Below are 21,525 nucleotides of genomic sequence, written 5' to 3'. Positions count from 1 at the left end.
CCATGTACGAACTCAGCGCCGAGACCATGGAGGCAATCACCGACCAGCGCGTTGCCGGGCCGGACCGTCTCGAACAGTATATCCAGTGGCGTCCTCGACGCGATACACTGACCGAAGACGGCCGCCTGGTGATCCTTGCTGCCGACCATCCCGCGCGTATGATCACCGCCGTCGGCGATGAACCCTATCGCATGGGCAGACGGGCGGAATACCTCGGCCGAATCATTCGGGTGCTGGAGAGTGGGGCTGTGGACGGACTCATGGGCACCCCGGATATCCTCGAAGAGATGATGATCCTGGATTCCCTGCGGGTGGACCAGGGCCTTCCGAGCCTGCTGGCGGGCAGGCTCCTGGTGGGCTGCATGAACCGCGGCGGTCTTGCGGGCACCGTCTTTGAAATGGAGGACACTTTCACCGCCTATACGGTGGACCAGATGGTGCGCACTCGAGTGGACGCCGCGAAGATGATGCTGCGTTTAGAGCCTCTGGAATCCGCCAGCGGACGGACCATCACGGCCTGCGCCATGGCGATCAACAACTGTGTAGACGCGGGACTGCCGGTGTTTCTGGAGCCGCTCATGGTTGCCTATCATGACGGCAAGTATGTTGTGGATAACTCTGTGGAAGCGATGGTGAAAATCTGTGGGGTTGCCAGCGGGCTGGGGAAAAGTTCGTGGAAAACCTGGATGAAACTGCCTGTTTCTGTGGATTTCTCACAGGTCGCAGCCGCCACATCTTGCCCGATTCTATTGCTTGGGGGGCCGTCCACCGGGGATCCTTCCGCCCTGATTGCCGACTTTCAGCGTTGTCTGGAAGCTGCCGCCAATGTGCGCGGGGCGCTGGTCGGGCGGAATGTCCTGTATCCAGGCGATGCGGACCCGGCCGATGTAGCGAGGGCCGTGTGGCGCGTCGTGCATGGGTAGAGCGCTCTCCGCGTGCGAAACCGCGGTTGCCGTGTCCGGCCCAGTCTTGTATGCTTTCGCGCGTTCGCGCCGTGACCGCATCACACCTGGGGCCACCCCGGGTGTTCCCGAGGCGCTCAATGTCCTGCGAGACCCGTCCCGTCGTTGAAAGGCTCCCATCCCTCTCGGTCTTCTTCCCCTGCCATAACGAAGTGGACAATATCGAGCGACTGGTTCTGCGGGCTCTTGAAGTGCTGCCTCAGGTCGCGGATGAGTTCGAAATCATCATCGTCAATGATGGCAGCCGTGACGGGACCCGGGAGCTGGCGGACCGCCTGGCATCCGAACATGCGGCAGTGCGGGCGGTCCACCACGACGTCAACCGAGGCTATGGCGGGGCGCTGAAGTCGGGTTTCGCAGCATCGAGATACGAGTTCATCTTTTTCACCGACGGTGATGGTCAGTTTGATCTGGGTGAGATCACGCTCCTCATCGCCCTGCTCGAACGGGCGGACATTGGAGTGGGCTGGCGCATCAAGCGCGCTGACCCGTTCATCCGACTGGTCAACGCGAAAGCTTACTGCACAATGATCCGCCTGTTGTTCGGGCTGAAGGTCCGCGACATCGACTGCGCGTTCAAGTTGCTGCCACGCAGGGTCCTGGAAAGCGTTGAACTGCATAGCGACGGAGCGCTCATTAGTGCGGAATTGCTCATCAAGGCGCGCCACGCGGGTTTCAAGGTAGCCGAGACAGGCGTCCACCACTATCCCAGACTGGCGGGCGAACAGTCCGGCGCGCGGCTGTCCGTGATCCTGCGGATGTTCAAGGAACTTTGGGCGTTGCGCAGTGAACTCCGTGCTGCATCGGCTCCGCGGCCAGATTAGGCGGCGCCGCTTTGCGAGCGTACCCCCTCCGATCTCCAGCAAGTGCCCGCAAGAGCAGCCAGGATCGCTACCCGGTCAATGGGTTCCCGGGGGGTTGGTCGCCCATTTATCCCTGTTTTCAAAAAAAAGATGGGTGTAGCAGCAGGATAAGCAAGGTATACTGTCCAAAAGAACACCCTGGAGAGTCTTCGATGATCGTCTGCTCGTGTCCGACGAGTTTCGGCGGATACATTGTTCCGTGAGTACAGGATGACGGGCTCAGCAGCAAGGCTGTGGGGGTAGCCTGTAAGCCACCGGCAGGCGAAGGCTATGAACGGGGGAGATCGATGGATCCAATCAATGTACTTGTAGTGGATGATCACACGCTGTTCCGCAAGAGCCTGTGCTCCCTGCTTGAACAGGACGCACGGGTGCATGTATTGGGCGAGGTCGCGAGTCACGAGGACATGCGGCAGTTGCTGCCCCACATCGCCGGTGATCTTCAGGTGATCCTGATGGATTACCACCTCGGCGACGATGAACCCAATGGCGTATCGGCCACGCGCTGGGTTCTGGAGCGTTACCCTCACATTCCTGTTCTCATGCTCACCATGCACGACGAAAGGGAGGTGCTGATCCGGGTAGCGCGCGCCGGCGCCAAGGGCTACGTTCTCAAGGACGCCGAGGTCGAGGACCTGGTGACTGCAATCCGACTCGCGGCCGAGGGCAAGGGTTACCTGTCCCCGCAGATGATGGGTCGCGCGATGATGGAAATCGCGCGAGTGCCTCTCGATGGGCCGGACGAACAACCCGCTGTGACGCCCGAGACATACAGCCTCACGCCGCGCGAAATGGATGTGCTCAGGCGCGTGGTGCAGGGCATGACGTACAGCGAGATCGCCGGGGAACTGCTGGTAAGCGTGAGTCAGGTAAAGCAGTTGGCGGGCAGCATCCTGACCAAGCTCGGCGCCAAGGACAAGGCACATGCCGCGGCGATGGCTGTGGCACGCAAACTCGTGCCTCCGCCGGACTGAACCGTCGCGGGCCCGAACAGGATGACTGCACTGCATGCCAGCCAAACGCATTGCTTTCGTTGACCACGCCGAGCAACTCGGGGGCGCACAGAAGAGCCTGATCGAGCTGTTGGGGAACCTGGATCGGGCGCGTTACGAGCCTGTGCTGCTCTGCGCGAAGAAAGCGGACTGGCTGGAGCGTGCCGACCTGAATGGCGTGGAGAAGGTGCGGGTGTTTGAGTCATCCGAAGTGCTGGGGTGGCGCCGGGATCGGCTGGCAAACTCCTGGATCCAGTCTGTCGGGGTGGTCTCAAGGGCTCTGGGGCCGGTGAGCAATCTCATCAGCGCCCTGCGCCAGGTGCGGCCGGACCTGGTTCACACGAACACCCTGAAGGCACACATGCTTGGTTCGGCGGCCGCGAAGCTGTTGGGCCTGCCCTTGGTGTGGCACGTGCGCGACATCCTGGAACCGGGCGGTGCCCTCACCTGGCTCATTCGGGCGGGACGGTGGTCCAAACCCAGGGTCATCGCGATCTCAAACGCCGTGCGCGACCAGTTTGAAGGCTGCAATATCGACGTTGAAGTGATTTACAACGGGATCCCGCTGGACCGGTTTGCACCAGGACCGGCGGACGAGGCCCTGCGCGACGAGTTTGGCATAACTTCCGGAGCACGCGTCATCACCGTAGTCGGGCGGTTGACGCCCTGGAAGGGACATCGGGTCCTGCTCGAAGCGCTGAATCTGATCCTGCCTGAATACCCGGACGCGGTGCTGATTGTGGTGGGTGAGGTGGCCTTCTGGGAGACCGACTATCTCGGCGAACTTCAGGGCTATGCGCAGGAATTGGGCGTAGCTCAGGCCGTGCGTTGGCTGGGGTTCCGCGACGACGTTGCAGAAATCCTCGCGCTGACGGACGTGTTCGCCCTGCCTTCGGAGAACGAACCTTTCGGCCGGGCGATCATTGAGGCGATGGCCGCAGGCAAGCCGGTGGTGGCAACACGCTCAGGCGGCGTGCCCGAAATCGTGGTTGATGGCGAGACGGGGTTGCTGGTCGAACCCCGGTCGAAGACTCAACTCGCTCAGGCGATCTGCCAGTTGCTTGGCGACACACAGATGGCCGCGCGCATGGGGCAGGCCGGACTCGAGCGAGCCAAGCGATCTTTCGATACACACCGCGTGGCCGAAACTGTTCAGGCGCTGTACGACCGGACGCTTCGGGCACGAATGTCCAGAGCATCGCGTCGCTGATCTCGCGAGCTGCCTCGCCGGATGGATCAGCCGCCGTCCCGTACTCCGGGGGGGACCAGAAGACAGACGCCGATTCTGGCGCCCAATCTGCCCGACCGGCTGGAGGACGCAGCGTGAGGCTCATACGCAGTACGGTAGCGCCGCCTCTTGGGCACGCCGCGAAGCCGGCTCAGAAGGTGGACCTGCCGGTAGATCGCAGCCCGATCCTCCTTTCCGGGCTCATGTTCTTCGCCGCGGTTGGCGCGGGCTATGCTGCAACGCGCCTGTTTCAGCCCGTGACCTATGCGCTGGTTGTCATCACTGCCGCCGGTGGCGCTAGTGCTGCCTTCCTCATCTTCGTTATCCCGGTGCAGACACTCCGCCTGCTGCGCAAGACTGCTCTTGGCCTGCGCGTGGCCATCGCTCGCGGGCGCCTGCGGCGGCGGCTGGAGGCGATAGGTCATCGACTGCGGGCCCAGTGCGAGAAAGGGCAGTCCAGCCCTGAACTGCTCAATGATCTCGCCGTCACCGCTCACCTTCTCGGTGCGGAAGATGCGGCCCGGCGAGACCTTGCGGAGGCTCTCGAAGCGGCCCCCGAAGATCCCGCACTGCTCAACAATCTGGGAGCGGTAATGGCGGCGGAAGGGCGCTGTGATGAAGCGGCGCGTCTGCTTGCCCGGGCACAGCTGCGCAATCCAATGCCTGAGACCAGCCTGAACATCGCACTGGTCGCGCCGCTTGTCCAGGACCCCACCCCACTGCGTGTTGTGGATCTATCCATTGGCGTCCCCGACCAGGCCCTGGCGATGAACAACATGGGCTGTCTGCTCATGAAGCTGGGCGACCTGGATCAGGCGCGGGAGTGGTTCCTCAGAGCAACCCGGCAGAACCCCAGGCACGGGCACGCTTGGGCCAATCTCGGCTTGATATCCTTCCAACGTGACCGTGTGCGCGAGGCGGCCGGGCACATGATCCGCGCCGCACGCTTCAGCCCCGAAGACCCGCGGATTGTCAACAACCTGGCGGTGGTCTTCGCCACCGTCGGCAAGACCAGATGGGCGCACCAGATGCTGGCCGCGGCGCAGACCCTCGAACCGGCGAACATCGGGATCAGATTGAACACCCTCAATGTTCATGCGGTGGAGGGACACACGGAGCTCGCCATTCGTGGACTGCGGAGCCTGGCCAACGCGCCATATCACCGCGCCGACGCGCTCTACAATCTCGGCGTTCTGCAGCTAGCCAGTGGCGAATATGACGAAGCCGCGAAAGCGGCGGCGGAGGGCATTGAAGCCGGGGATCGCAGCGCGGACGCACTGACCAACCTCGCCGTGGCGCTCTGGAGCCTTGGCCGCACCGCAGAGGCGCTCTCCCACTTCCAGTCGGCGCGGCAGGCGCCGGGAGCCGGCCCGAGAGCCTACAGCAACCTGGGGCGCGTCCTGCTCCTCGAAGGCCGGATCCATGACGCCGCCACCGTGCTTGAGGAGGGCAGGGAACAGTGGCGCAGCGACGCGGATCTGGCGCTGGACCTGGCTACTGCGATTCTCGCCCTGGCAGCAGAGCAGTACCGGCCGGACATGAATCCCAATGAGCGCCGGGATTTCTTCTCGGAACTGCACCGCAGCTATGCAGGTCTGGAGGCCGCGACATCCGATCCGACCCGCGCCACCCACCCCATCGAAGCCCAAGTCAACCTCGGCCTGTATCTGTATCTGAGAGAGGACTACGTGCAGGCCGCTGAACGGTTTGAGCGCGCCATTGAGAGCGCACCGCATAACCTGGAACTACGATACCTTGCGGGAACAGCCTACGGGCGGGCGTCCGACCGGCTGCGCACGACCCTGATCGACGGCACACGAATCCTCGAGCCCGAGGGCGTCGCACTCGCCAAGAAAGCGATCCCGCATCTCACTATTCTTTGCGAGAGCCGCGACGCTCCCGCGGATGCGTTTTACAATCTTGGGCGAGTGTTGTACGCCACCGGAGATTACGAGAAGTCCCTGGAGTATCTCCGCAAAGGTCTGCGGCTGGAAGACAGCGAGGAGATGAACCACCTGGCAGCGCTGGTTGCAGGGAAGGAAGCGCGGGAATGCCTCAACGCGGTGCGCACGACCTCCCTGATGTCCGAGGGCCGCAAAGAAGCTCTCACCCGGCGGGGCAATCAGTACATGGACGCCGCTGTGCAGTACTTCCGGCAGGCGCTCCTGAAGAACGAGCAGAACCCCACGCTGCATGCGAACATCGGTCTCGGCTACATGCTGCGCAACCGCGAGCACGATGTAGAGGCGGCGATCCGACACTGGCAACGGATGCGTCAGATCGCTGGAGACCGCATGTCGCGGCGGTACTCGACACTCACCCAGGTGCAGAGTGCCGAACATGCGGCGCGTGTGCAGTTCGACGACTCGGACATCTCCTGCCGCGACATCCGGGTCAAGGAATGGGTCGCCACTCGGCCCCCGGAACCCGCCGGACTGCGCTATGTCATGGAGCCGGTGTCGGTGCAGGATGACTGGCGACTTGTGGCAAATGATGCCGCTCTGCGCGAAGCCCTGCAGTTGAAGGACCGCATTGCCTCCTTGCAGCGAGCACTCGCCCGACTAGGGTAGACCTCAGGCGTCGGTCTCCTCGTCCTCGGGGCCGGACGACTGCGTGTCAGCGTTTTGTCTTTCATCCGGAGGGTCCAGCTTCTTGCTGGGCTGGACAGCCCCGAGCACGTTGGCGATGCTCGCCCCGTATCCCGGCAGGCAGCGCTCCTGTGGGCCAATCCACTCATACACACCATTGGCTTCGAAGTCGGCAGCCACCTCATCGATGACTCGCCGCGCCCAGGCCTCGTCGAGGCTGCGCATGGTCTTGGCGAGCCATCCGGTGGGCGTGGCCCAGAAGCCCCCGTTCTGGTAGGCGCCCCTGGGAACGTCGATGATAAGCCGCCGCCAGTGCTCGTTGCCGGGCAGGTGGCGCAATTGCCCGTGCAGAACGCAGCGGTCCCAGTGTGCCGCGATGTACTCGGCAATGCGCGCCGTGTGGGATTTCGATGCCGCACGGATCACGCAGGCATAGACGCTGCCCCACAGATCAAGCTGATTGCAGTCCTCGCTGGCCGCCCGGTACAAACCGATGCGGTCGTCCCAGAAATCACCCATGCGCCGGGATGTGTGCTCCGCCCGCTCGTACCAGCTGTGGGCCTCGTCGTGGTATTCGCACCGCGCACAGAGCTTTGCAAGGGTCTGGCAGGCCTCCCAGTACAGGATGGTCCCGAACCACACATTGCCTGTCTTGGCAATGCAGTCGGTGAACCCATAGTCGGGGTGGGGGCGGTTCGGGTCCACGAACACCAGAAGATCCGCGGAAAGAGGCACGGCTTCCACCGCTCGGTACAAGCTATCCCGCCGGGCAAGGAATGCATCCAGATCGCCGGTGAGTCTTACATAGGCCGCCACCAGTTTGACCATGAAAGGCCCGTTGTCGGTGGGAGCAGAGCGCCCAAGGGGTCGGTCTACGGGCCCGGCCAGGTAGATCGGCTCTCCCGAGGCCGTAACGCGGTCCGGGATCGTGCCGTCTTCGCGCTGCCGGGCGAGGATGAAGTCAATCCCCGCGAGGGCCTCTGTTGGGTCCATCAGGTTGCCGGCGCCCTCGAGCATGTAGCAGAAGTCACGGGTCCACAGAGCGTTGTAGTGTCCCGAAGCATCGGGTCGGTAGATGGGTGTGCCGTCATCAGCCACGGTCCGGCAACCGTCCAGTGTCTCGGCGGCAAGGCGCGCGAGGGTCTCGTATTGTGCAGTTGGGATGTTCACAGGCTGGAGGAACGGTTTCATATTCGGTGCTCCGGGTCGCGGCAGATCAGGAGATGGACAACAGGATGCTCTCGGCTTCCTCACGGCTCGCGCAGTGAGTGCTCACGAAGGTCAGTTGCGGATCGAAACGGTCCAGCAGGCGCTTCACATTCCCGGGCGCAACACCCAGGATGAAGGTGCTCTTGCCGGCTGCCTGGATTTCATCATACAACGGCCACCAGCGCTCATCATCCACACCCTCGACACCCGCGCCGGGCGTCCACTGGATTCCGTGCAGTTCTTCGATCTCCAGGAGCGCGGGCAGATGGCAGACCGCTCCCGGTCCGTCGAGATGGTAGAAGCAGTGGTCAATGCGCCGGCACTGTGACCGCAGGTACGGCTGGACGAACTCACGGAAGGCCTCGGGAGAGATCATGCAGGACATGTCGCACTGCAGCTTGCAGACGCGGCCGGGACCCCAGCCGGGGAAACTCACGAAAACCGAGCCCTGCGCCGGGATGTTTTGCAGTGTCGCCAGTTCGTCGTAGGCCGCCATGTACAGGTCTAGAATCTGGCGCTGGTAGCGGTGTACCTCATCCGGGCAGTCGATAAGGTCCGTGAGAAGTTCCAGGGACCCACGCAGGCTTGCGAGAATGTCCAGGTTCTCGATGAGGTCGGGGAAGGCAACGACCCACTTGCCGGCACCCTCGGCGCAGGCCCGGCGCGTGAACTCCAAAGTCCAGCGCCACCACGGCTCATCCGGGTTGAGCGACAGGTCGGGCGAGCCGCGCAGGCCGTCGAAGCAGGGCTCGTACCAGACGGTGCCTGGCTGGAATACAGGCTCAGATCCGAGATGTATGGCCAGGGAGCCGGGCCCGAGCTGGGTCTGCATCACCGGGAAGGCCTCGGCGAGAAACCAGACGCGCCGCATGGCGCTTTCGCCGGCTGCGAGTCGGTAATCCTGGTCGGCCCAGATGGCAACGGGATCCGAAGGAGGCGCAGGCGGCTCTGGTCCGGGCAAGGGTTCTTCGCGATTGGCAGTGATCCAGATGGCCGGGCGGTCGAGATCGCGCTTCTCCCAGAACGCGGCCATGCGTTCAGCGGCCTCACGGACATCCGCCTTGTACTCAAGCTCGCGCAGCATGGGGGACCCTCCATGGCAGAAGCGATGTATGCCGGCATTGGCCGGCTCGTCTACTGTATCATATCCGCGGGGTCTTGTGTTGCGGGCGCTGTGTGCCCTTCCTTGACAGAAACCCAACCCAATTCTACACTTACCACGATGTGACGCGCCCCGCGCATGTGTCGCGGGGCGTTTTGCGACCCCTTGCACCGGGGATCCGGGTGCAGTGAGGAAACCCCCATGAACATAGCTGAAAAGTTGCTGGCAAATGCCGCCGGCGAGGACAACGTCAAGCCCGGGCAGTTCGTGAACTGCAAGCTGAGCTGCGTGCTCGCCAATGACATTACCGCTCCGCTGGCCCTGGAGGCCTTCGCGGAAATGGGCGCGACGAAGGTGTTCGACCCCGAGCGCATCGCTCTCGTGGCCGACCACTCCACGCCGAACAAGGACATCAAGTCCGCGATGAACACCAAGCTCATGCGAGACTTCGCGCGTGAGCAGGGCATCCGGCATTTCTACGAGGCCTGCGGCGGCGGGATCGAGCATATCATCCTGCCGGATAAGGGCATTGTACTGCCGGGTGACGTGGTGATCGGCGCGGACTCGCACACCTGCACTTACGGTGCGCTGGGCGCCTTCGCGACAGGTGTCGGCTCCACCGATGCCGGCGCGGGCATGGCCCTGGGTGAGAGCTGGTTCCGGGTGCCCGAAAGCATGAAGTTCATCTTCTCCGGCCAGCGCCGCAAGTGGGTCACGGGGAAGGACCTGATCCTGTTCACCATCGGCAAGATCGGAGTGGACGGCGCGCGCTACCGGGCGATGGAGTTCGCGGGCCCGGTCATCGAAGCCCTGCCCATGGCCGACCGCTTCACCATCTGCAACATGGCCATCGAGGCCGGTGGCAAGGCGGGTCTGATCGCCCCCGACCAGACCACAGTCGACTGGGTGACCCCCCGGGCGAAGCGGGAGTTCTCGCTCTTCACCAGCGACGCCGACGCAGACTACGCCGAGGTTTTCGACTGGGATGCGGCGGATATCGAGCCGCAGGTGAGCTTCCCGCATCTGCCGGAGAATACTCGCGGGATCTCTGAAGTCGGGGACATCGCCATTGACCAGGTGGTCATCGGCGCCTGCACCAACGGCCGCATGGAAGACTTGGAAGCTGCTGCGGAAATCTTGCGCGGGCATAAGGTCGCCGAGGGCATTCGCTGCCTGATCATCCCGGGCAGCCATGAGATCCACCTGGAGGCGACTCGCAAGGGCCTGGTGGAGCTCTTCCTGGAGGCGGGCTGTCTCGTGAGCACGCCTACTTGCGGACCGTGTCTCGGCGGCCATATGGGGATCCTCGCGGCAGGTGAGCGCGCCGTCGCCACCACCAACCGCAATTTCGTGGGCCGCATGGGGCACACCGAAAGCGAAGTCTACCTGGCCAGCCCGTACGTCGCCGCGGCCAGCGCAATTACCGGCAAGATCAGCGGGCCCGAAGAGATCTGACCCGCGTTCACCTGAATACTGGAGACCCGCCCATGATCATCAAGGGAAATGCCCACAAGTACGGCGACCACGTGGATACGGACGTCATCATCCCGGCGCGTTACCTGAACATGAACACGGCCGAGGAACTGGCCGCCCATTGCATGGAAGACATCGACAAGGACTTCATCAAGCGGGTGAAGCCTGGCGATATCATCGTTGCTGGGAAGAACTTCGGCTGCGGCAGCTCCCGCGAACACGCGCCTATCGCCATCAAGGGCGCCGGGGTAAGCTGTGTCATCGCCGAGACCTTCGCGCGCATCTTCTACCGGAATGCGTTGAATATCGGCCTGCCCATCGTGGAATGTGATGTGGCCCGTCTCGGCATCGAGAGCGGCGACGAGATTGAGGTGGACCTGTCCGGAGGTGTCGTGCGCAATCTGACTCGGGGCACCGAGACCACCTTCCCGCCGCTGGTGGGTATGGCGCAGACGCTGGTTGAGGCCGGTGGGCTGAAAAACCTGGTGCGCAAGCGCCTTGGCGTTGACTGAAGATCGCCTCGCCCGAGACGAATAAGCGAGCCGGCCCCGTGTGGGCCGGCTCGCGTGTTAGCGGGCATCAGACTGTCTGCAGCCTACCACTTGAGCACCCCGCCGACGCGCCAGAAGAAATTGCTGTCCATGGTCCCGATGCTCACCTGCATGTCGTCGGTCACCTGGTAGGTGCCGATGTACGTGGGCATCGACTTGTAGTTCTGCACGACCGCAGTGAAACGCGGGTCGAACTTGAGCTGGAGCATCCCGAAAAGCTCTTCGTCGTGGAAGTTGTTGCCCCAACCGAGATGCAGGCGCACCAGCGGGGTCTTCCAACTCGGCTTTGCGGGCTTGGCCAGATTGTAGGCCCCGAGGGCAAAGAAGGACGGGTCGTCATAGTCCGGATTGCCGCCGAAGTCGGTTCCCCCAAGCCAGTCGGAGCCTGTGAGGTTCGTGCCGCCCACGACCAGCGACGGATGCTCCGGAGTCTCCTTGAACACAGTGTAGTAGGCGTTCAGGATGCCGTAGCTGTCGGCATGGGCAATGTCCAGGTAATCCACGTCAACCTGCAGACGGTCGGTGACGCCGGTGAAGAGCTTCACATAGCGCATGTCATCGACCTTCACCTGGCCGGCCCTGTTGACCTTCAGCGGTTGGGTGACATAGATGAAGTTGAGTTCGGAAGTACCGGGTTTCATGGCATTGCCGGTGGGCATGTTGAGCGAGTCCATCGCTTGAGACGGCAGAGCGAAAGTAAGGAGCAGTGGCAGAGCGAGCAGGAGGCGGGTGCGCATAGGTGAATCACTCCGTTTCAGACAATAATAATATGCTTATATTACTGAATAAACCGGGCTTGTCAAGGCTATTGTCAAGAAATCAGCGGACAATCTGGAGGAGAAAACACAGGCGAGGAATCACTTGGCCTGATCGGCTTCGACATGCAGGGCTTCCGACAGGCTGCCAACGAGGCGCAGTGACTGGTCGGACGGCTTCGCCAAAGTAGCCACGCTTCGACCATCGGGCAGCGTAAGTCCCGGCGCCACGTCATACAGAGGGACCAGCACAAACTGGCGCTCTGCAAGATACGGGTGCGGAAGGGTCAGCTCGGGAGTTCGCACAGAGCGGTCGCCGAACAGCAGGATGTCTATGTCCACCGGGCGAGGTCCCCAGCGCTCACCGGGGACGCGCCCCAGTTCCCGCTCAATCGCCTTGAGCGATGACAGGAGGGCTTCAGGTGCGAGCTCGACCCTCGCCGCGGCCGCCATGTTGAGGAAATGCGGCTGGTCCTCCACGCCCCAGGCAGCTGTCTCGTAGACCCGCGACAGGGCCGACAGATGGATGCCGGGAGTGAGAGACAGTCGCAGGAGAGCACGGGAGAGATTGCGGGCGCGGCGCCCGAGGTTTCCGCCGAGGCCGAGGTAGACAAGTTCCGGCGCGAGGGACGGAGGCATGGGTCAGGAAAGCCTTGGTGGCCGGGGTCCTCGAGGAAGCCGGCGCAGGCCGGAGAGCAATGCCCGGTGCGCCTCCTCGGACAGCGCGAAGCCGCGTTCGGTCAACGCGCGCTCAGGGTCGACAAGGAGCCTGGCCCGGAAGGTGGGATCAACGTCGCGCATGGCTAGGACCTGCCGGGACTGGAAAGCGTCCAGCGAATGAAGGGCATCCTGAGCGGCCACCCGGAGGGCGTGGTCAGCGCCGGCGTGGACCATGGCGAGTTTGAATCGATAGACGGCCCAGTCGTAGCTCTGCAATCGCTGCTCGATGAGGGCCAGGCGATAGTGGGCCCGGGGATCGAGGGGCGCTACGGTAGCCCAGCGGACGGCGGCTTCACGAGCGCGCTCCATTCGGCCGCCGCGCTCCCAGACGCTGGTCAGCAGTTCCAGCACCGAGACCGCCGTGGGGCTGGCCTCCAATTCCCGCTCGCACAGTCTGGCAGCGCGGTCGTAATGACCTCCCGCGATCTGCGCTTCCACGGCGTCAGCAAGGTGCCTGAAAGATCTCAACGTTCCCATTCCGGTTGTTGGGTCTCGACGTTGCATGGCGGTGAAGCGGTTCCTGTCCAGTCTGGCGCCGCCGCAAGATTCTGGGGGCGCAGACGGGTCTCGTATCGGAAGACTCCTGACGCACGCGCAGGCCCCCGGTGGCGCGAAACGCACGGTCGGGAGGACTGCGTCCTTTGGAAGCGTGGTCACTCGGGTGATATCGGCTTAGGCGCTCCCGCGGGCCTGCCCGGTGGTGTGACGGGAGGCGCCGCGGGCTCGGTCGGAGACTGAGCCCTGCGCACCGGCTGCTCCGACGGTTCAGGCTCCGGAAGGCGGCCTGTCTTGACGATGGCCTGAACTTCCTCCTGGTCCAGCGATTCCTTCTCAAGCAGAACCTCTACCAGCGCATCCAGCTTGTCGCGGTTCTCCACGAGGATCGCTTTCGCAGCATCATAGGCCTGATCCACAATGCGGCGGATCTCGAGGTCAATCTGTTGCGCGATGTTTTCGCTGTAATTGCGCTCTTCCGCGAGATCGCGCGCCAGGAAGATAGGGCCGTGGCGCTTGCCGTAAGCAAGGGGGCCCAGAGCCTCGCTCATTCCGAACTCGGTCACCATCTGCCGAGCCATTTCGGTGACCTTCTCGATGTCGTTGGCCGCGCCGGTGGTGATGTCATCGAACACCAGAGACTCCGCAGCACGGCCGCCGAGAGCCTGGGTCGCCCGGGAGATGAGTTCGCGCCGCGTGACCAGATACCGGTCATCTTCAGGCAGGCTAATAGTATATCCCAGCGCCATGCCGCGGGGCAGGATTGTCACTTTGTAGGTGCGGTCGAAGTCCGGCAGCATGCATCCTACAAGCGCGTGACCGGCTTCATGGTAGGCCAGAATCCGGCGTTCGTTCTCGCGAATCACCCGACTTCGTCGTTCAGGGCCGGCGATCACGCGCTCGATAGCCTCATCGAACTCCGGCATGTTGATAGTCTTCTTGTCTCGCCGTGCCGCAAGCAGCGCCGCCTCATTGACGAGGTTTTCAATGTCCGCGCCAGAAAAGCCCGGGGTGCGGCGGGCGAGGGTGCGAATTTCCACATCCTCGCCGATCGGCTTGTCCTTCGCATAGATGTTCAGGATCGCCTCGCGCTCTCCCACATCCGGGTTGTCCACAACCACACGTCGGTCGAAGCGTCCCGGGCGAAGCAGGGCCGGATCGAGGATGTCCGGCCGGTTTGTGGCAGCCAGGATGATGATATCGGCGTTGGGGTCGAACCCGTCCATCTCAACCAGGAGGGCGTTGAGTGTCTGCTCGCGCTCATCGTGCCCGCCTCCGAGACCCGCGCCCCGCAGACGCCCCACCGCGTCAAGCTCATCGATGAATATGATCGCCGGCAAGTGTTGCTTGGCCTGGTCGAACAGGTCGCGGACCCGGGAGGCTCCGACACCCACGAACATCTCCACGAAGTCCGAGCCGCTGATATAGAAGAACGCGCAGTTCGCCTCACCGGCCACGGCACGGGCCAGAAGGGTCTTTCCACAACCGGGCGGGCCAACAAGCAGAACGCCGCGGGGGATCTTCGCTCCCAGGGCGCGGAACTTCTCAGGGTACTTGAGAAACTCCACGACCTCCTGTAGTTCCTCTTTGACCTCCCTCATGCCCGCCACGTCGTCGAAGGTAACCTTCTCGAAATTATCACCCAGGAGCTTGGCCTGGCTGCGGCCGAAAGACAGAGCCTGCCCACCGCCCATGCGCATCTGCCTGGTGAAAAAGACCCACAGAAAAATCAGTATCGCCAGAGGTATGATGACATTGCCTGCCAGTTGGAGCAGGCGGTCCGCCCACAAGCCGTGGCTGATGGAGACCTTGGTGGTCGACGGCGCAATCTCGGTGATCTCACGAATTGTCTCGGCGTCGAGGACGACGTCAACAATAAACTCATCGTAGCTGGCGTCGTACCGGCCTTTGGCCTGTGTCGCAAACTTGCCGCGGACCTGTCGCTCGCCGACGATGGTCAGCTCCGAGAAATGCCCGGCTTTGAGCCCGTCGTAGAACTCGGCGAGATTGTCGAACTTCTTGACCTGGACCTGGCCTGACAGCTTGGGCACCATCCAGATGGCGTAAGCGCAGGCCACGGCTACCAGTATGAGTACCACAGGATTCTGTTTGTTCATTCGTCATGCCGGGTTGTCCCGGCCTCCTCACAATCTACAGGGAAGAGGCGTCGCGCTCAACAGCCGAGCCAACGGATGTGCACTGCCGCCGCGGAACGTTCATGGATCGCTCCGGTCCGGGACACCCCACATCCACCGACCCACACGATCTCTCCCCTGCTGTTTAGAACAACCGGCACTCGGTCCCGTTCCTGCCGAGGGATCTTCCGGTCCACCATCAAGTCCTGCAGTTTGCGCGATCCGGACATGCCCACAAGCTGCATGCGGTCCCCCGGCCGGCGGCTGCGCACGCACACAGTGGAGCCGATCGCTGCGAAATCCAGATACGCCTCGCAAGCTCCGCAGGCTCGTGGATCACCAGGCACCGGGACGGTCCTGGCGCAGACCTTGCCGCCGGGAGGCAATGCAACCGCTCCCGGTATCTGTAACGTGACTTCCCATGGGCCGGGTTCCTCATCCATCGCACACCCGGTGGACATTAGGAGCCGTTCGTAGCCGCGCTCGGCCCGGTAGCCGCCGGGAAGCTGGACACGGGCGCCGGTGCGGCCTTGAGCTGCCAGACCGAGCACCGCATCCACGTGCTGCAGCGTGAAGCCCTCCAATGATCCGACAACGTCCCCAATCGCCCGCCGGACCATCCGTCGCGCAAGCCCTTGGGGCATCTCCTGGAGCGGCGCAAGAAGCAGGCCCAGGCCGCGCTCCTCCCAGTGAGCCAGGTCGGAGTAAGCTGCATTCTCGGCCTCGCGCGTCCATTCCAGTTCACCCTCAACTACCTTCGCCAGGCGCAGCAGGCAGTCCTCGATTCCCGGCGCATAATTCCGCGCCAGGAGGGGCATCAATTCTAGCCGGACCCGGTTGCGCAAGTGGGCCCCTGTATCCTCATTGGTCCGGTCATGCCGCGGCTGAAGCCCATGTTCGGCGCAGTACTCCGCCGTCTCCTCGCGGGTTACCTCGATGAGAGGGCGGATGACCTCGCCGTTCACCGCGGCGATGCCCCGCAACCCTCCCAGTCCCGCGCCGCGCAGAATGTTCATCAGCACGGTCTCTGCGCGGTCGGTGGCCGTGTGGGCCAAGGCAATCCGTCTGCAGTCTCGCTCGGCGGCTACCCGACGCAGGAAGGCATATCGTTCAGCACGGCCCGCCTGCTCCAGGGAAATCCCGTCGCGCTTCGCTACCGCAGGCACATCGACGCGGGCCACGGCCAGCGGCACGCCCCACTTTTCGCAGAGTGCCTCGACGAACCGCTGGTCCTCATCGGCCTCTTCGCCGCGGATTCCGTGGTTCAGATGCGCGGCCTCGAGGTCGATACTCAGTTCCGGGCCAAGACGATGCAGGCAGTGCAGTAGCGCCAGCGAGTCCTGCCCTCCGGAAAGCGCAAGCAAAACGCGGTCACCGGGCGACAGCATTCCGTGTCGCTCGACGGCCGCGATCAGCTTGGTCTCGAGGATACCCCGCGCTCCAGTCACGTCGCGCCTCAGCTTGTCAGGCGACGGAGGGTCTCCCGGTAGATATCTCGCGTCCGGGTTACCACGTCCGCCGGCAGTTCGGGCCCTGGGGGCTCCTTGTTCCAGTCCAGTGTCTCCAGGTAATCCCGCACATACTGCTTGTCATAGGATTCCTGCGCCTTGCCCGGCTCATACTTGTTGATGTCCCAATAACGCGATGAGTCCGGTGTCAGCACTTCGTCGATCAGGATCATCTCGCCATCCACCAGGCCGAACTCGAACTTGGTGTCGGCAATGATGAATCCATGCTCGGCGGCATACTCCGAAGCCGTCAGGTAAATCTCAATGGCCTTGGTCTCCAGTTTCGCGGCAAGCTCGGCCCCCAGTTGGTCAGCGACTTCGTCTCGGGTCATGTCCCAGTCGTGCCCGCTTTCCGCCTTGGCAGTGGGGGTGAAGATGGGCTCCGGCAGCTTCTGGGACTGCACGAGTCCGGGTGGCAGCTTGTGCCCGCAGACCTCGCCGGTCTTCTGGTAAGACTTCCAGCCGCTGCCCGCGAGGTACCCGCGGACGATGGCCTCCACCGGGATCACCTGGGCCTTCTTGCACCACATGGTGCGGCCCTCGAGGATATCCGCGAAAGGCTGCGCTGCTTCGGGAAAGTCGCTCACACTGGCGCTGATCAGGTGGTTCGGTGTGACGGGTTTGAGCAGGTCGAACCACATCAGCGAAAGCTGGGTGAGGATCTTCCCCTTTTCGGGGATCCCGTTGGCCATGATGACGTCGAAGGCCGAGATGCGGTCGCTGGCGACGATGAGCATGCCGTCGCCGTAGTCATACACGTCGCGCACCTTGCCGGAACGGGACGCGACAGCGCCGGGCAGGTCGGTCTTGAGGACGGTCATTTCGGCTGATGACATTGGCAGGTTAACCTCACGAGATAGGGTCAGCGGCCTGTATTGCAAGGTTCACACGTAGCTACTTCCGAAACTCCAGCCACCAGCCCACATCCGGCTCAGTAACCAGTCTCGCTTCTCGCATGCCAATCTCCGCGGCCATGGTGAGCATCCGGTCTTTGGGGCCGCGCCAGCCCTGAGGCCGATTCTCTTCCTCGGGGCCCCAGCCCAGGCGCCATTCCACCAACTTCTGGCGGTCCTCCGGGCTGAGCAGTCGCCCGAAGCCGCCGTGGCCGATGTATCCCACGCCGCCGGGCTTGAGCACCCGGTAGCACTCGCGCAGGCCCTTCACCTGGTCGGGCCAGAAGGGGATGGACCCGCGGCTGAAGATGAAGTCCGCGAAGTTGTCCCGGAAAGGCATGCTCTGCACGTCCCCCCAGACAGGGACGACACGCTCTGTGAGCCCGGCCTGGTCCGCGAAGACCCCGAGCAGACGCATGGCCCAGGGGTCGACATCCAGGGCGTAGCAGATCATCTTCGTCCTGCGGGCGAGATGGAGCAGAAAGGGGCTGCAACTGCTGCCGATCTCGACTGCGACGCCATCCTTGAGCCCGTAATCTTGGACCATCTGCTGCGCAAGGGGCTCGTACATCGGCGCGAACCGGCCGTTGGTGAACCGCTCCCACCCGGGCACCTTGCTCTTGAGCAGGGCGACGTACTCATCCTCCGCCAGGGCGGGGAGGACTAGAGCGAAGGCGAGAGTGACCAGCAGGAGTCTCTTCATCTGTCACCGGGCCAGTTGTGTCAGCCCATTCCCCTCACAACCCCAGCATTGCCACCAGGGCCTTCATGTCCTTCGGGCACTTCTCCGGCTTGCTGGTGTACTCCACCGCGCTGTCGGGGTCCTTCAGACCGTGCCCGGTCAGGGTGCAGACCACCGTCGCCGGATTATTCCCGAAATACCCTTCGCCAACCAGCTTGTAGACCCCTGCCAGCGATGCCGCCGAGGCGGGCTCCACGAAAATGCCCTCTTCCGCCGCAAGGTCCCGGTAGGCCGCGATGATCTCCTCGTCGGTGACCGCACGGAACAGGCCGCCGGAGTTGTTCACGGCGTTTTCGGCGTCGGTCCAGCGTGCCGGGTTGCCGATACGGATCGCGGTGGCGAGGGTCTCGGGCTTCGCGCAGGGCTCGCCGGTCACGAGAGGGCAAGCCCCAGCCGCCTGGAAGCCCAGCATCACCGGCTTGCGGTCCACGATGCCCGCCTTGTAGTACTCTTCGTAACCCCACCAGTAGGCCGAGATATTGCCCGCGTTGCCCACCGGCAGTGCGTGGAAATCCGGCGGCCCCCCGAGAGCGTCGCAGATCTCGAAGGCCCCGGTCTTCTGGCCCTCCATGCGGTACGGGTTCAGGGAGTTTAGCAGCTGGATCGGGTACTGGCTGGTGACTTCGCGCACCAGTTCCAGGGCCTCGTCGAAATTGCCCGCAAGCTGGATGGTCCGCGCGCCGTATGCCAGGGCCTGGGCCAGCTTGCCCATGGCGATCTTCCCGTCGGGGATGAGCACCACGCACTTCATCCCGGCCCGGGCCGAATACGCCGCTGCGGAAGCGGATGTATTACCCGTGGAGGCGCACATGGTGACCTTCATGCCCTCCTCGAGGGCTTTGGTCACGGCCATGGTCATCCCGCGATCTTTGAAGGACCCGGTAGGGTTGACGCCCTCATACTTGAAGAACAGGCGGATCTTCCCGGGCAGACGCTCCGCGATATGCAGGCTCTCGATGAGCGGCGTGCCACCCTCGAGCAGCGTGACCACGGGGGTCTTGTCGCTGACCGGGAGGAACTGTCGGTACTCTTCGATAACCCCGCGCCAAGGGCGGTGGATGGGCTCTGTGGGCATGGTGGGCGGTCTCACTCTCCGTGCGGCGGGTCAGACGTCTCCTCGGCGATCAGTGCGGCCACTTGCTGGTTGAGCGCGGGCAGGTGCGTCTGCACCACGTCCCAGACCACCTCGTTCTCCACGATGCTATAGCCGTGTATCAGAATGTTCCGGAAGGCAATGATGCGCGGCGACGCGGTGATGCTGCCGGCTGCAGCCGGGTCGGTTCGAGTGAGCTGGTTGAGGGCTTCGCCAATGATCTCCAGTTGCCGTTCCACTGCCGACCTGAGCAGAATGTCATCATCATAGTCCTCGAAGGTCCGGCCCGACACGAAGCCGCGGATGAACCCCGCAGCCTGGCGGATGTCCTCCAGGAGCTTTCTGGCCTCACGCCGCATAGAGCACCTCGCGCTGCTCCTCGATGGCTTCAAGGAAGTACCGGTTCTGCACCGCCCGCACCATCACCAGATCCACGGGGCGTCCGAAGAGGGCCTGAAGGCCTTCGAGCAGCCCGAAGTACGCGTCCGCCCTGTGGCCCTCTCTGAGCGGCAGGAACTCCACCAGGAAGTCGAGGTCGCTCGTCTCCGGATCGAACTGGTCGCCAACCGCCGAGCCGAAGAGCTCCAGCCGCCGCACGTGGAACTCGCGGCAGAGGGCTCGTACCTGCTCCATCCGGGACGCCACCAGACCGATCATGCGATGTCTTGCCTTCGCGCTCTACAACCCATTCTTCCGGTCCACGGCGGCGCTGACTTTCGCACCCATGCCGAAGACCTTGATGAACCCCACCGACGCTGTGTGGTCGAACTTGTCCGCCGCGTCGTAGGTCGCGAGTGAGTAGTCGTACAGGGAGTTCTCTGATTCCCGCGCAACCGCCTCGCAGGTTCCTTTGTAAAGTTTCACCGTGACGTTCCCGTTCACGCGCTTCTGGGTTTCGGCCATGAAGGCGTCGATGGACTGGCGCAGCGGGGTGAACCACAGGCCGTAATACACGAGTTCCGCGTAACGCAGTTCGAGATAGGGCTTGAAATGCGCGGTCTCGCGGTCCAGTGTCATGCTCTCAAGGTCGCGGTGAGCGGCCAGGAGGATCGTGGCCGCCGGCGTCTCGTAAAGCTCGCGGGACTTGATCCCCACCAGGCGGTTCTCCAGCATGTTCACGCGACCCACGCCATTGGCCCCGCCGAGTTTGTTGAGCTTCGCGACCAGTTCGACGCCGCCCATCTTCACGCCATCCAGGGCAACGGGCACTCCGGATTCGAAGGTGATGGTCACGTACGTGGGCTGGTCGGGGGCATCCATGGGGCTGACGGTCCACTGCCAGGCATCTTCGGGGGCTTCTTTGGACGGGTCCTCGATGAGCCCGCACTCGATGGAGCGGCCCCACATATTGGTGTCGGTGGAATACGGGCTGCCTTTGCCCACCGGGACCGGGATACCGAACTTGGCGGCGTAGTCGATCTCTTCCTCCCGGGTCATGCCCCACTCGCGAGCCGGGGCGATCACGCGCATCTCCGGCGCGAGCGCCTGATAGGTGACTTCGAAGCGCACCTGGTCATTGCCCTTGCCGGTGCAGCCGTGGGCCAGCAGCGTGGCGCCCTCAGCCTTGGCGACTTCCACCTGGGTCTGGGCAAGCAACGGCCGCGCCAGCGCGGTGAATGCAGGGTACTTGTGCTCGTACATGAGATTCGCGGCGATGGCGCGGGTGATGTAGTCGTTGAAGAAGGCTTCTTTCCGGTCGCAGACCACCGACTTGACGGCGCCGACCTGCTCGCCCTTTGCCCGGATGCCCTCATAGTCCTTCTCCTCGCCCACGTCCACGGCAACGGCGATCACGTCAACGTTATACTTCTCGGCGATCCAGCGAATCGCGACGGATGTGTCCAGTCCACCGGAATAGGCAAGCACGCACTTTTCGGCCATTTTCATCGCCTCTTTGGCATATGGATTCTGGTCTCAACGAGGCACGCACCGATGCCCGGGTCCTTTCGGATGCCCGGGCGTCACCTGATGCGTTGGTTGCAAGGGGTGGTCAGTGGTCCCACGGCCGACGTCACCAATGCTCCGGAGAAGAATCGTGTACCGGAGTATAGATGCAAAGCGGTCCGAAGGCAAGATCAGGGGGCGGAACTGTCAACGCAAAGTAGAAATGTCCGGTTTTGTGCAAAGTAGAAATGTCCTACTGCCGTTGGGGTCGGGAGTCTCCTTTGTAGGGTTTCTTCCACGGGTGGTCTGCCTTCGGGGTGACGGCTGTGCCT

General features: G+C 63.3%; 20 protein-coding genes. 7 read left to right on the top strand and 13 right to left on the bottom strand.

The annotated features are described in order from the left end of the window. Window positions 1-2: 2 nt before the first annotated feature. The 5 genes from HPY44_05750 to HPY44_05730 all read left to right on the top strand — a co-directional run bounded on the left by HPY44_05750 (window position 3) and on the right by HPY44_05730 (window position 6,615). Window positions 3-923 (top strand): deoxyribose-phosphate aldolase, encoded by a 921-nt coding sequence (locus HPY44_05750; GenBank protein ID NSW55496.1) that lies wholly within the window; start codon window positions 3-5, stop codon window positions 921-923. 119 nt (window positions 924-1,042) lie between these two features. Beyond that, a complete protein-coding gene (locus HPY44_05745; protein ID NSW55495.1) occupies window positions 1,043-1,786 on the top strand; it encodes a glycosyltransferase family 2 protein in 744 nt (247 codons plus the stop codon). 326 nt (window positions 1,787-2,112) lie between these two features. Beyond that, complete coding sequence (locus HPY44_05740) at window positions 2,113-2,799, top strand: response regulator transcription factor (GenBank protein NSW55494.1); 687 nt, start codon at window positions 2,113-2,115, stop codon at window positions 2,797-2,799. A 34-nt stretch (window positions 2,800-2,833) separates the two neighbouring features. Continuing rightward, a complete protein-coding gene (locus tag HPY44_05735; protein NSW55493.1) occupies window positions 2,834-4,027 on the top strand; it encodes a glycosyltransferase family 4 protein in 1,194 nt (397 codons plus the stop codon). 113 nt (window positions 4,028-4,140) lie between these two features. Beyond that, complete coding sequence (locus HPY44_05730; protein ID NSW55492.1) at window positions 4,141-6,615, top strand: tetratricopeptide repeat protein; 2,475 nt, start codon at window positions 4,141-4,143, stop codon at window positions 6,613-6,615. A 3-nt stretch (window positions 6,616-6,618) separates the two neighbouring features. Here HPY44_05730 and HPY44_05725 read toward each other — a convergent pair whose 3' ends face one another. Together HPY44_05725 and HPY44_05720 are read right to left on the bottom strand one after the other, a co-directional pair. Continuing rightward, a complete protein-coding gene (locus tag HPY44_05725) occupies window positions 6,619-7,824 on the bottom strand; it encodes a hypothetical protein (GenBank protein NSW55491.1) in 1,206 nt (401 codons plus the stop codon). A gap of 25 nt (window positions 7,825-7,849) precedes the next feature. After that, window positions 7,850-8,926, bottom strand: coding sequence for a hypothetical protein (locus HPY44_05720; protein ID NSW55490.1), 1,077 nt, complete (start codon window positions 8,924-8,926; stop codon window positions 7,850-7,852). Window positions 8,927-9,145: 219 nt separating this feature from the next. Here HPY44_05720 and leuC point away from each other — a divergent pair, with 219 nt between their 5' ends. Beyond that, complete coding sequence (gene leuC / locus HPY44_05715) at window positions 9,146-10,399, top strand: 3-isopropylmalate dehydratase large subunit (GenBank protein NSW55489.1); 1,254 nt, start codon at window positions 9,146-9,148, stop codon at window positions 10,397-10,399. Window positions 10,400-10,431: 32 nt separating this feature from the next. After that, the gene (locus HPY44_05710) at window positions 10,432-10,929 is read left to right on the top strand and encodes a 3-isopropylmalate dehydratase small subunit (GenBank protein NSW55488.1); all 498 of its coding nucleotides are present in this window, start codon (window positions 10,432-10,434) and stop codon (window positions 10,927-10,929) included. A gap of 83 nt (window positions 10,930-11,012) precedes the next feature. Here the strand turns inward: HPY44_05710 and HPY44_05705 are convergent, their stop codons facing one another. From HPY44_05705 to HPY44_05655, 11 genes are all read right to left on the bottom strand, one after another. Then, a complete protein-coding gene (locus HPY44_05705) occupies window positions 11,013-11,705 on the bottom strand; it encodes a hypothetical protein (protein NSW55487.1) in 693 nt (230 codons plus the stop codon). A gap of 120 nt (window positions 11,706-11,825) precedes the next feature. Then, on the bottom strand, window positions 11,826-12,362 hold the full coding sequence (gene folK, locus HPY44_05700; GenBank protein NSW55486.1) for a 2-amino-4-hydroxy-6-hydroxymethyldihydropteridine diphosphokinase: 537 nt from the start codon (window positions 12,360-12,362) through the stop codon (window positions 11,826-11,828). Between the two features lie 3 nt (window positions 12,363-12,365). Then, complete coding sequence (locus tag HPY44_05695) at window positions 12,366-12,911, bottom strand: hypothetical protein (protein ID NSW55485.1); 546 nt, start codon at window positions 12,909-12,911, stop codon at window positions 12,366-12,368. A 185-nt stretch (window positions 12,912-13,096) separates the two neighbouring features. Continuing rightward, complete coding sequence (locus tag HPY44_05690; GenBank protein NSW55484.1) at window positions 13,097-14,992, bottom strand: ATP-dependent zinc metalloprotease FtsH; 1,896 nt, start codon at window positions 14,990-14,992, stop codon at window positions 13,097-13,099. Window positions 14,993-15,111: 119 nt separating this feature from the next. Beyond that, a complete protein-coding gene (gene tilS, locus HPY44_05685; protein NSW55483.1) occupies window positions 15,112-16,521 on the bottom strand; it encodes a tRNA lysidine(34) synthetase TilS in 1,410 nt (469 codons plus the stop codon). Window positions 16,522-16,529: 8 nt separating this feature from the next. Then, a complete protein-coding gene (locus HPY44_05680) occupies window positions 16,530-17,417 on the bottom strand; it encodes a phosphoribosylaminoimidazolesuccinocarboxamide synthase (GenBank protein ID NSW55482.1) in 888 nt (295 codons plus the stop codon). Between the two features lie 58 nt (window positions 17,418-17,475). Then, complete coding sequence (locus HPY44_05675; protein NSW55481.1) at window positions 17,476-18,177, bottom strand: class I SAM-dependent methyltransferase; 702 nt, start codon at window positions 18,175-18,177, stop codon at window positions 17,476-17,478. A 34-nt stretch (window positions 18,178-18,211) separates the two neighbouring features. Continuing rightward, a complete protein-coding gene (locus tag HPY44_05670; GenBank protein ID NSW55480.1) occupies window positions 18,212-19,291 on the bottom strand; it encodes a threonine synthase in 1,080 nt (359 codons plus the stop codon). 11 nt (window positions 19,292-19,302) lie between these two features. After that, a complete protein-coding gene (locus HPY44_05665) occupies window positions 19,303-19,668 on the bottom strand; it encodes a DUF86 domain-containing protein (GenBank protein NSW55479.1) in 366 nt (121 codons plus the stop codon). Next, complete coding sequence (locus HPY44_05660) at window positions 19,658-19,966, bottom strand: nucleotidyltransferase domain-containing protein (protein ID NSW55478.1); 309 nt, start codon at window positions 19,964-19,966, stop codon at window positions 19,658-19,660. The genes HPY44_05665 and HPY44_05660 overlap by 11 nt, the downstream gene beginning before the upstream one ends. A gap of 21 nt (window positions 19,967-19,987) precedes the next feature. Then, complete coding sequence (locus HPY44_05655) at window positions 19,988-21,190, bottom strand: argininosuccinate synthase (protein ID NSW55477.1); 1,203 nt, start codon at window positions 21,188-21,190, stop codon at window positions 19,988-19,990. Between the last annotated feature and the right edge of the window lie 335 nt (window positions 21,191-21,525).

This window comes from Armatimonadota bacterium (genome assembly GCA_013314775.1).
Classification (GTDB): Bacteria; Armatimonadota; Zipacnadia; order Zipacnadales; family JABUFB01; genus JABUFB01.
This window is presented reverse-complemented; position numbering and strand designations above follow the sequence as displayed.

What these genes read in the sequence shown, in the direction of transcription:
- HPY44_05660 (NSW55478.1), bottom strand. Translation starts at nt 19,966, where the DNA reads ATGATCGGTCTGGTGGCGTCCCGGATGGAGCAGGTACGAGCCCTCTGC.
- HPY44_05690 (NSW55484.1), bottom strand. Translation starts at nt 14,992, where the DNA reads ATGGTGCCCAAGCTGTCAGGCCAGGTCCAGGTCAAGAAGTTCGACAAT.
- HPY44_05750 (NSW55496.1), top strand. Translation starts at nt 3, where the DNA reads ATGTACGAACTCAGCGCCGAGACCATGGAGGCAATCACCGACCAGCGC.
- folK (NSW55486.1), bottom strand. Translation starts at nt 12,362, where the DNA reads ATGCCTCCGTCCCTCGCGCCGGAACTTGTCTACCTCGGCCTCGGCGGA.
- HPY44_05670 (NSW55480.1), bottom strand. Translation starts at nt 19,291, where the DNA reads ATGCCCACAGAGCCCATCCACCGCCCTTGGCGCGGGGTTATCGAAGAG.
- HPY44_05745 (NSW55495.1), top strand. Translation starts at nt 1,043, where the DNA reads ATGTCCTGCGAGACCCGTCCCGTCGTTGAAAGGCTCCCATCCCTCTCG.
- HPY44_05740 (NSW55494.1), top strand. Translation starts at nt 2,113, where the DNA reads ATGGATCCAATCAATGTACTTGTAGTGGATGATCACACGCTGTTCCGC.
- HPY44_05705 (NSW55487.1), bottom strand. Translation starts at nt 11,705, where the DNA reads ATGCGCACCCGCCTCCTGCTCGCTCTGCCACTGCTCCTTACTTTCGCT.
- leuC (NSW55489.1), top strand. Translation starts at nt 9,146, where the DNA reads ATGAACATAGCTGAAAAGTTGCTGGCAAATGCCGCCGGCGAGGACAAC.
- HPY44_05710 (NSW55488.1), top strand. Translation starts at nt 10,432, where the DNA reads ATGATCATCAAGGGAAATGCCCACAAGTACGGCGACCACGTGGATACG.
- HPY44_05725 (NSW55491.1), bottom strand. Translation starts at nt 7,824, where the DNA reads ATGAAACCGTTCCTCCAGCCTGTGAACATCCCAACTGCACAATACGAG.
- HPY44_05720 (NSW55490.1), bottom strand. Translation starts at nt 8,926, where the DNA reads ATGCTGCGCGAGCTTGAGTACAAGGCGGATGTCCGTGAGGCCGCTGAA.
- HPY44_05665 (NSW55479.1), bottom strand. Translation starts at nt 19,668, where the DNA reads ATGCGGCGTGAGGCCAGAAAGCTCCTGGAGGACATCCGCCAGGCTGCG.
- HPY44_05735 (NSW55493.1), top strand. Translation starts at nt 2,834, where the DNA reads ATGCCAGCCAAACGCATTGCTTTCGTTGACCACGCCGAGCAACTCGGG.
- HPY44_05675 (NSW55481.1), bottom strand. Translation starts at nt 18,177, where the DNA reads ATGAAGAGACTCCTGCTGGTCACTCTCGCCTTCGCTCTAGTCCTCCCC.
- HPY44_05680 (NSW55482.1), bottom strand. Translation starts at nt 17,417, where the DNA reads ATGTCATCAGCCGAAATGACCGTCCTCAAGACCGACCTGCCCGGCGCT.
- HPY44_05655 (NSW55477.1), bottom strand. Translation starts at nt 21,190, where the DNA reads ATGGCCGAAAAGTGCGTGCTTGCCTATTCCGGTGGACTGGACACATCC.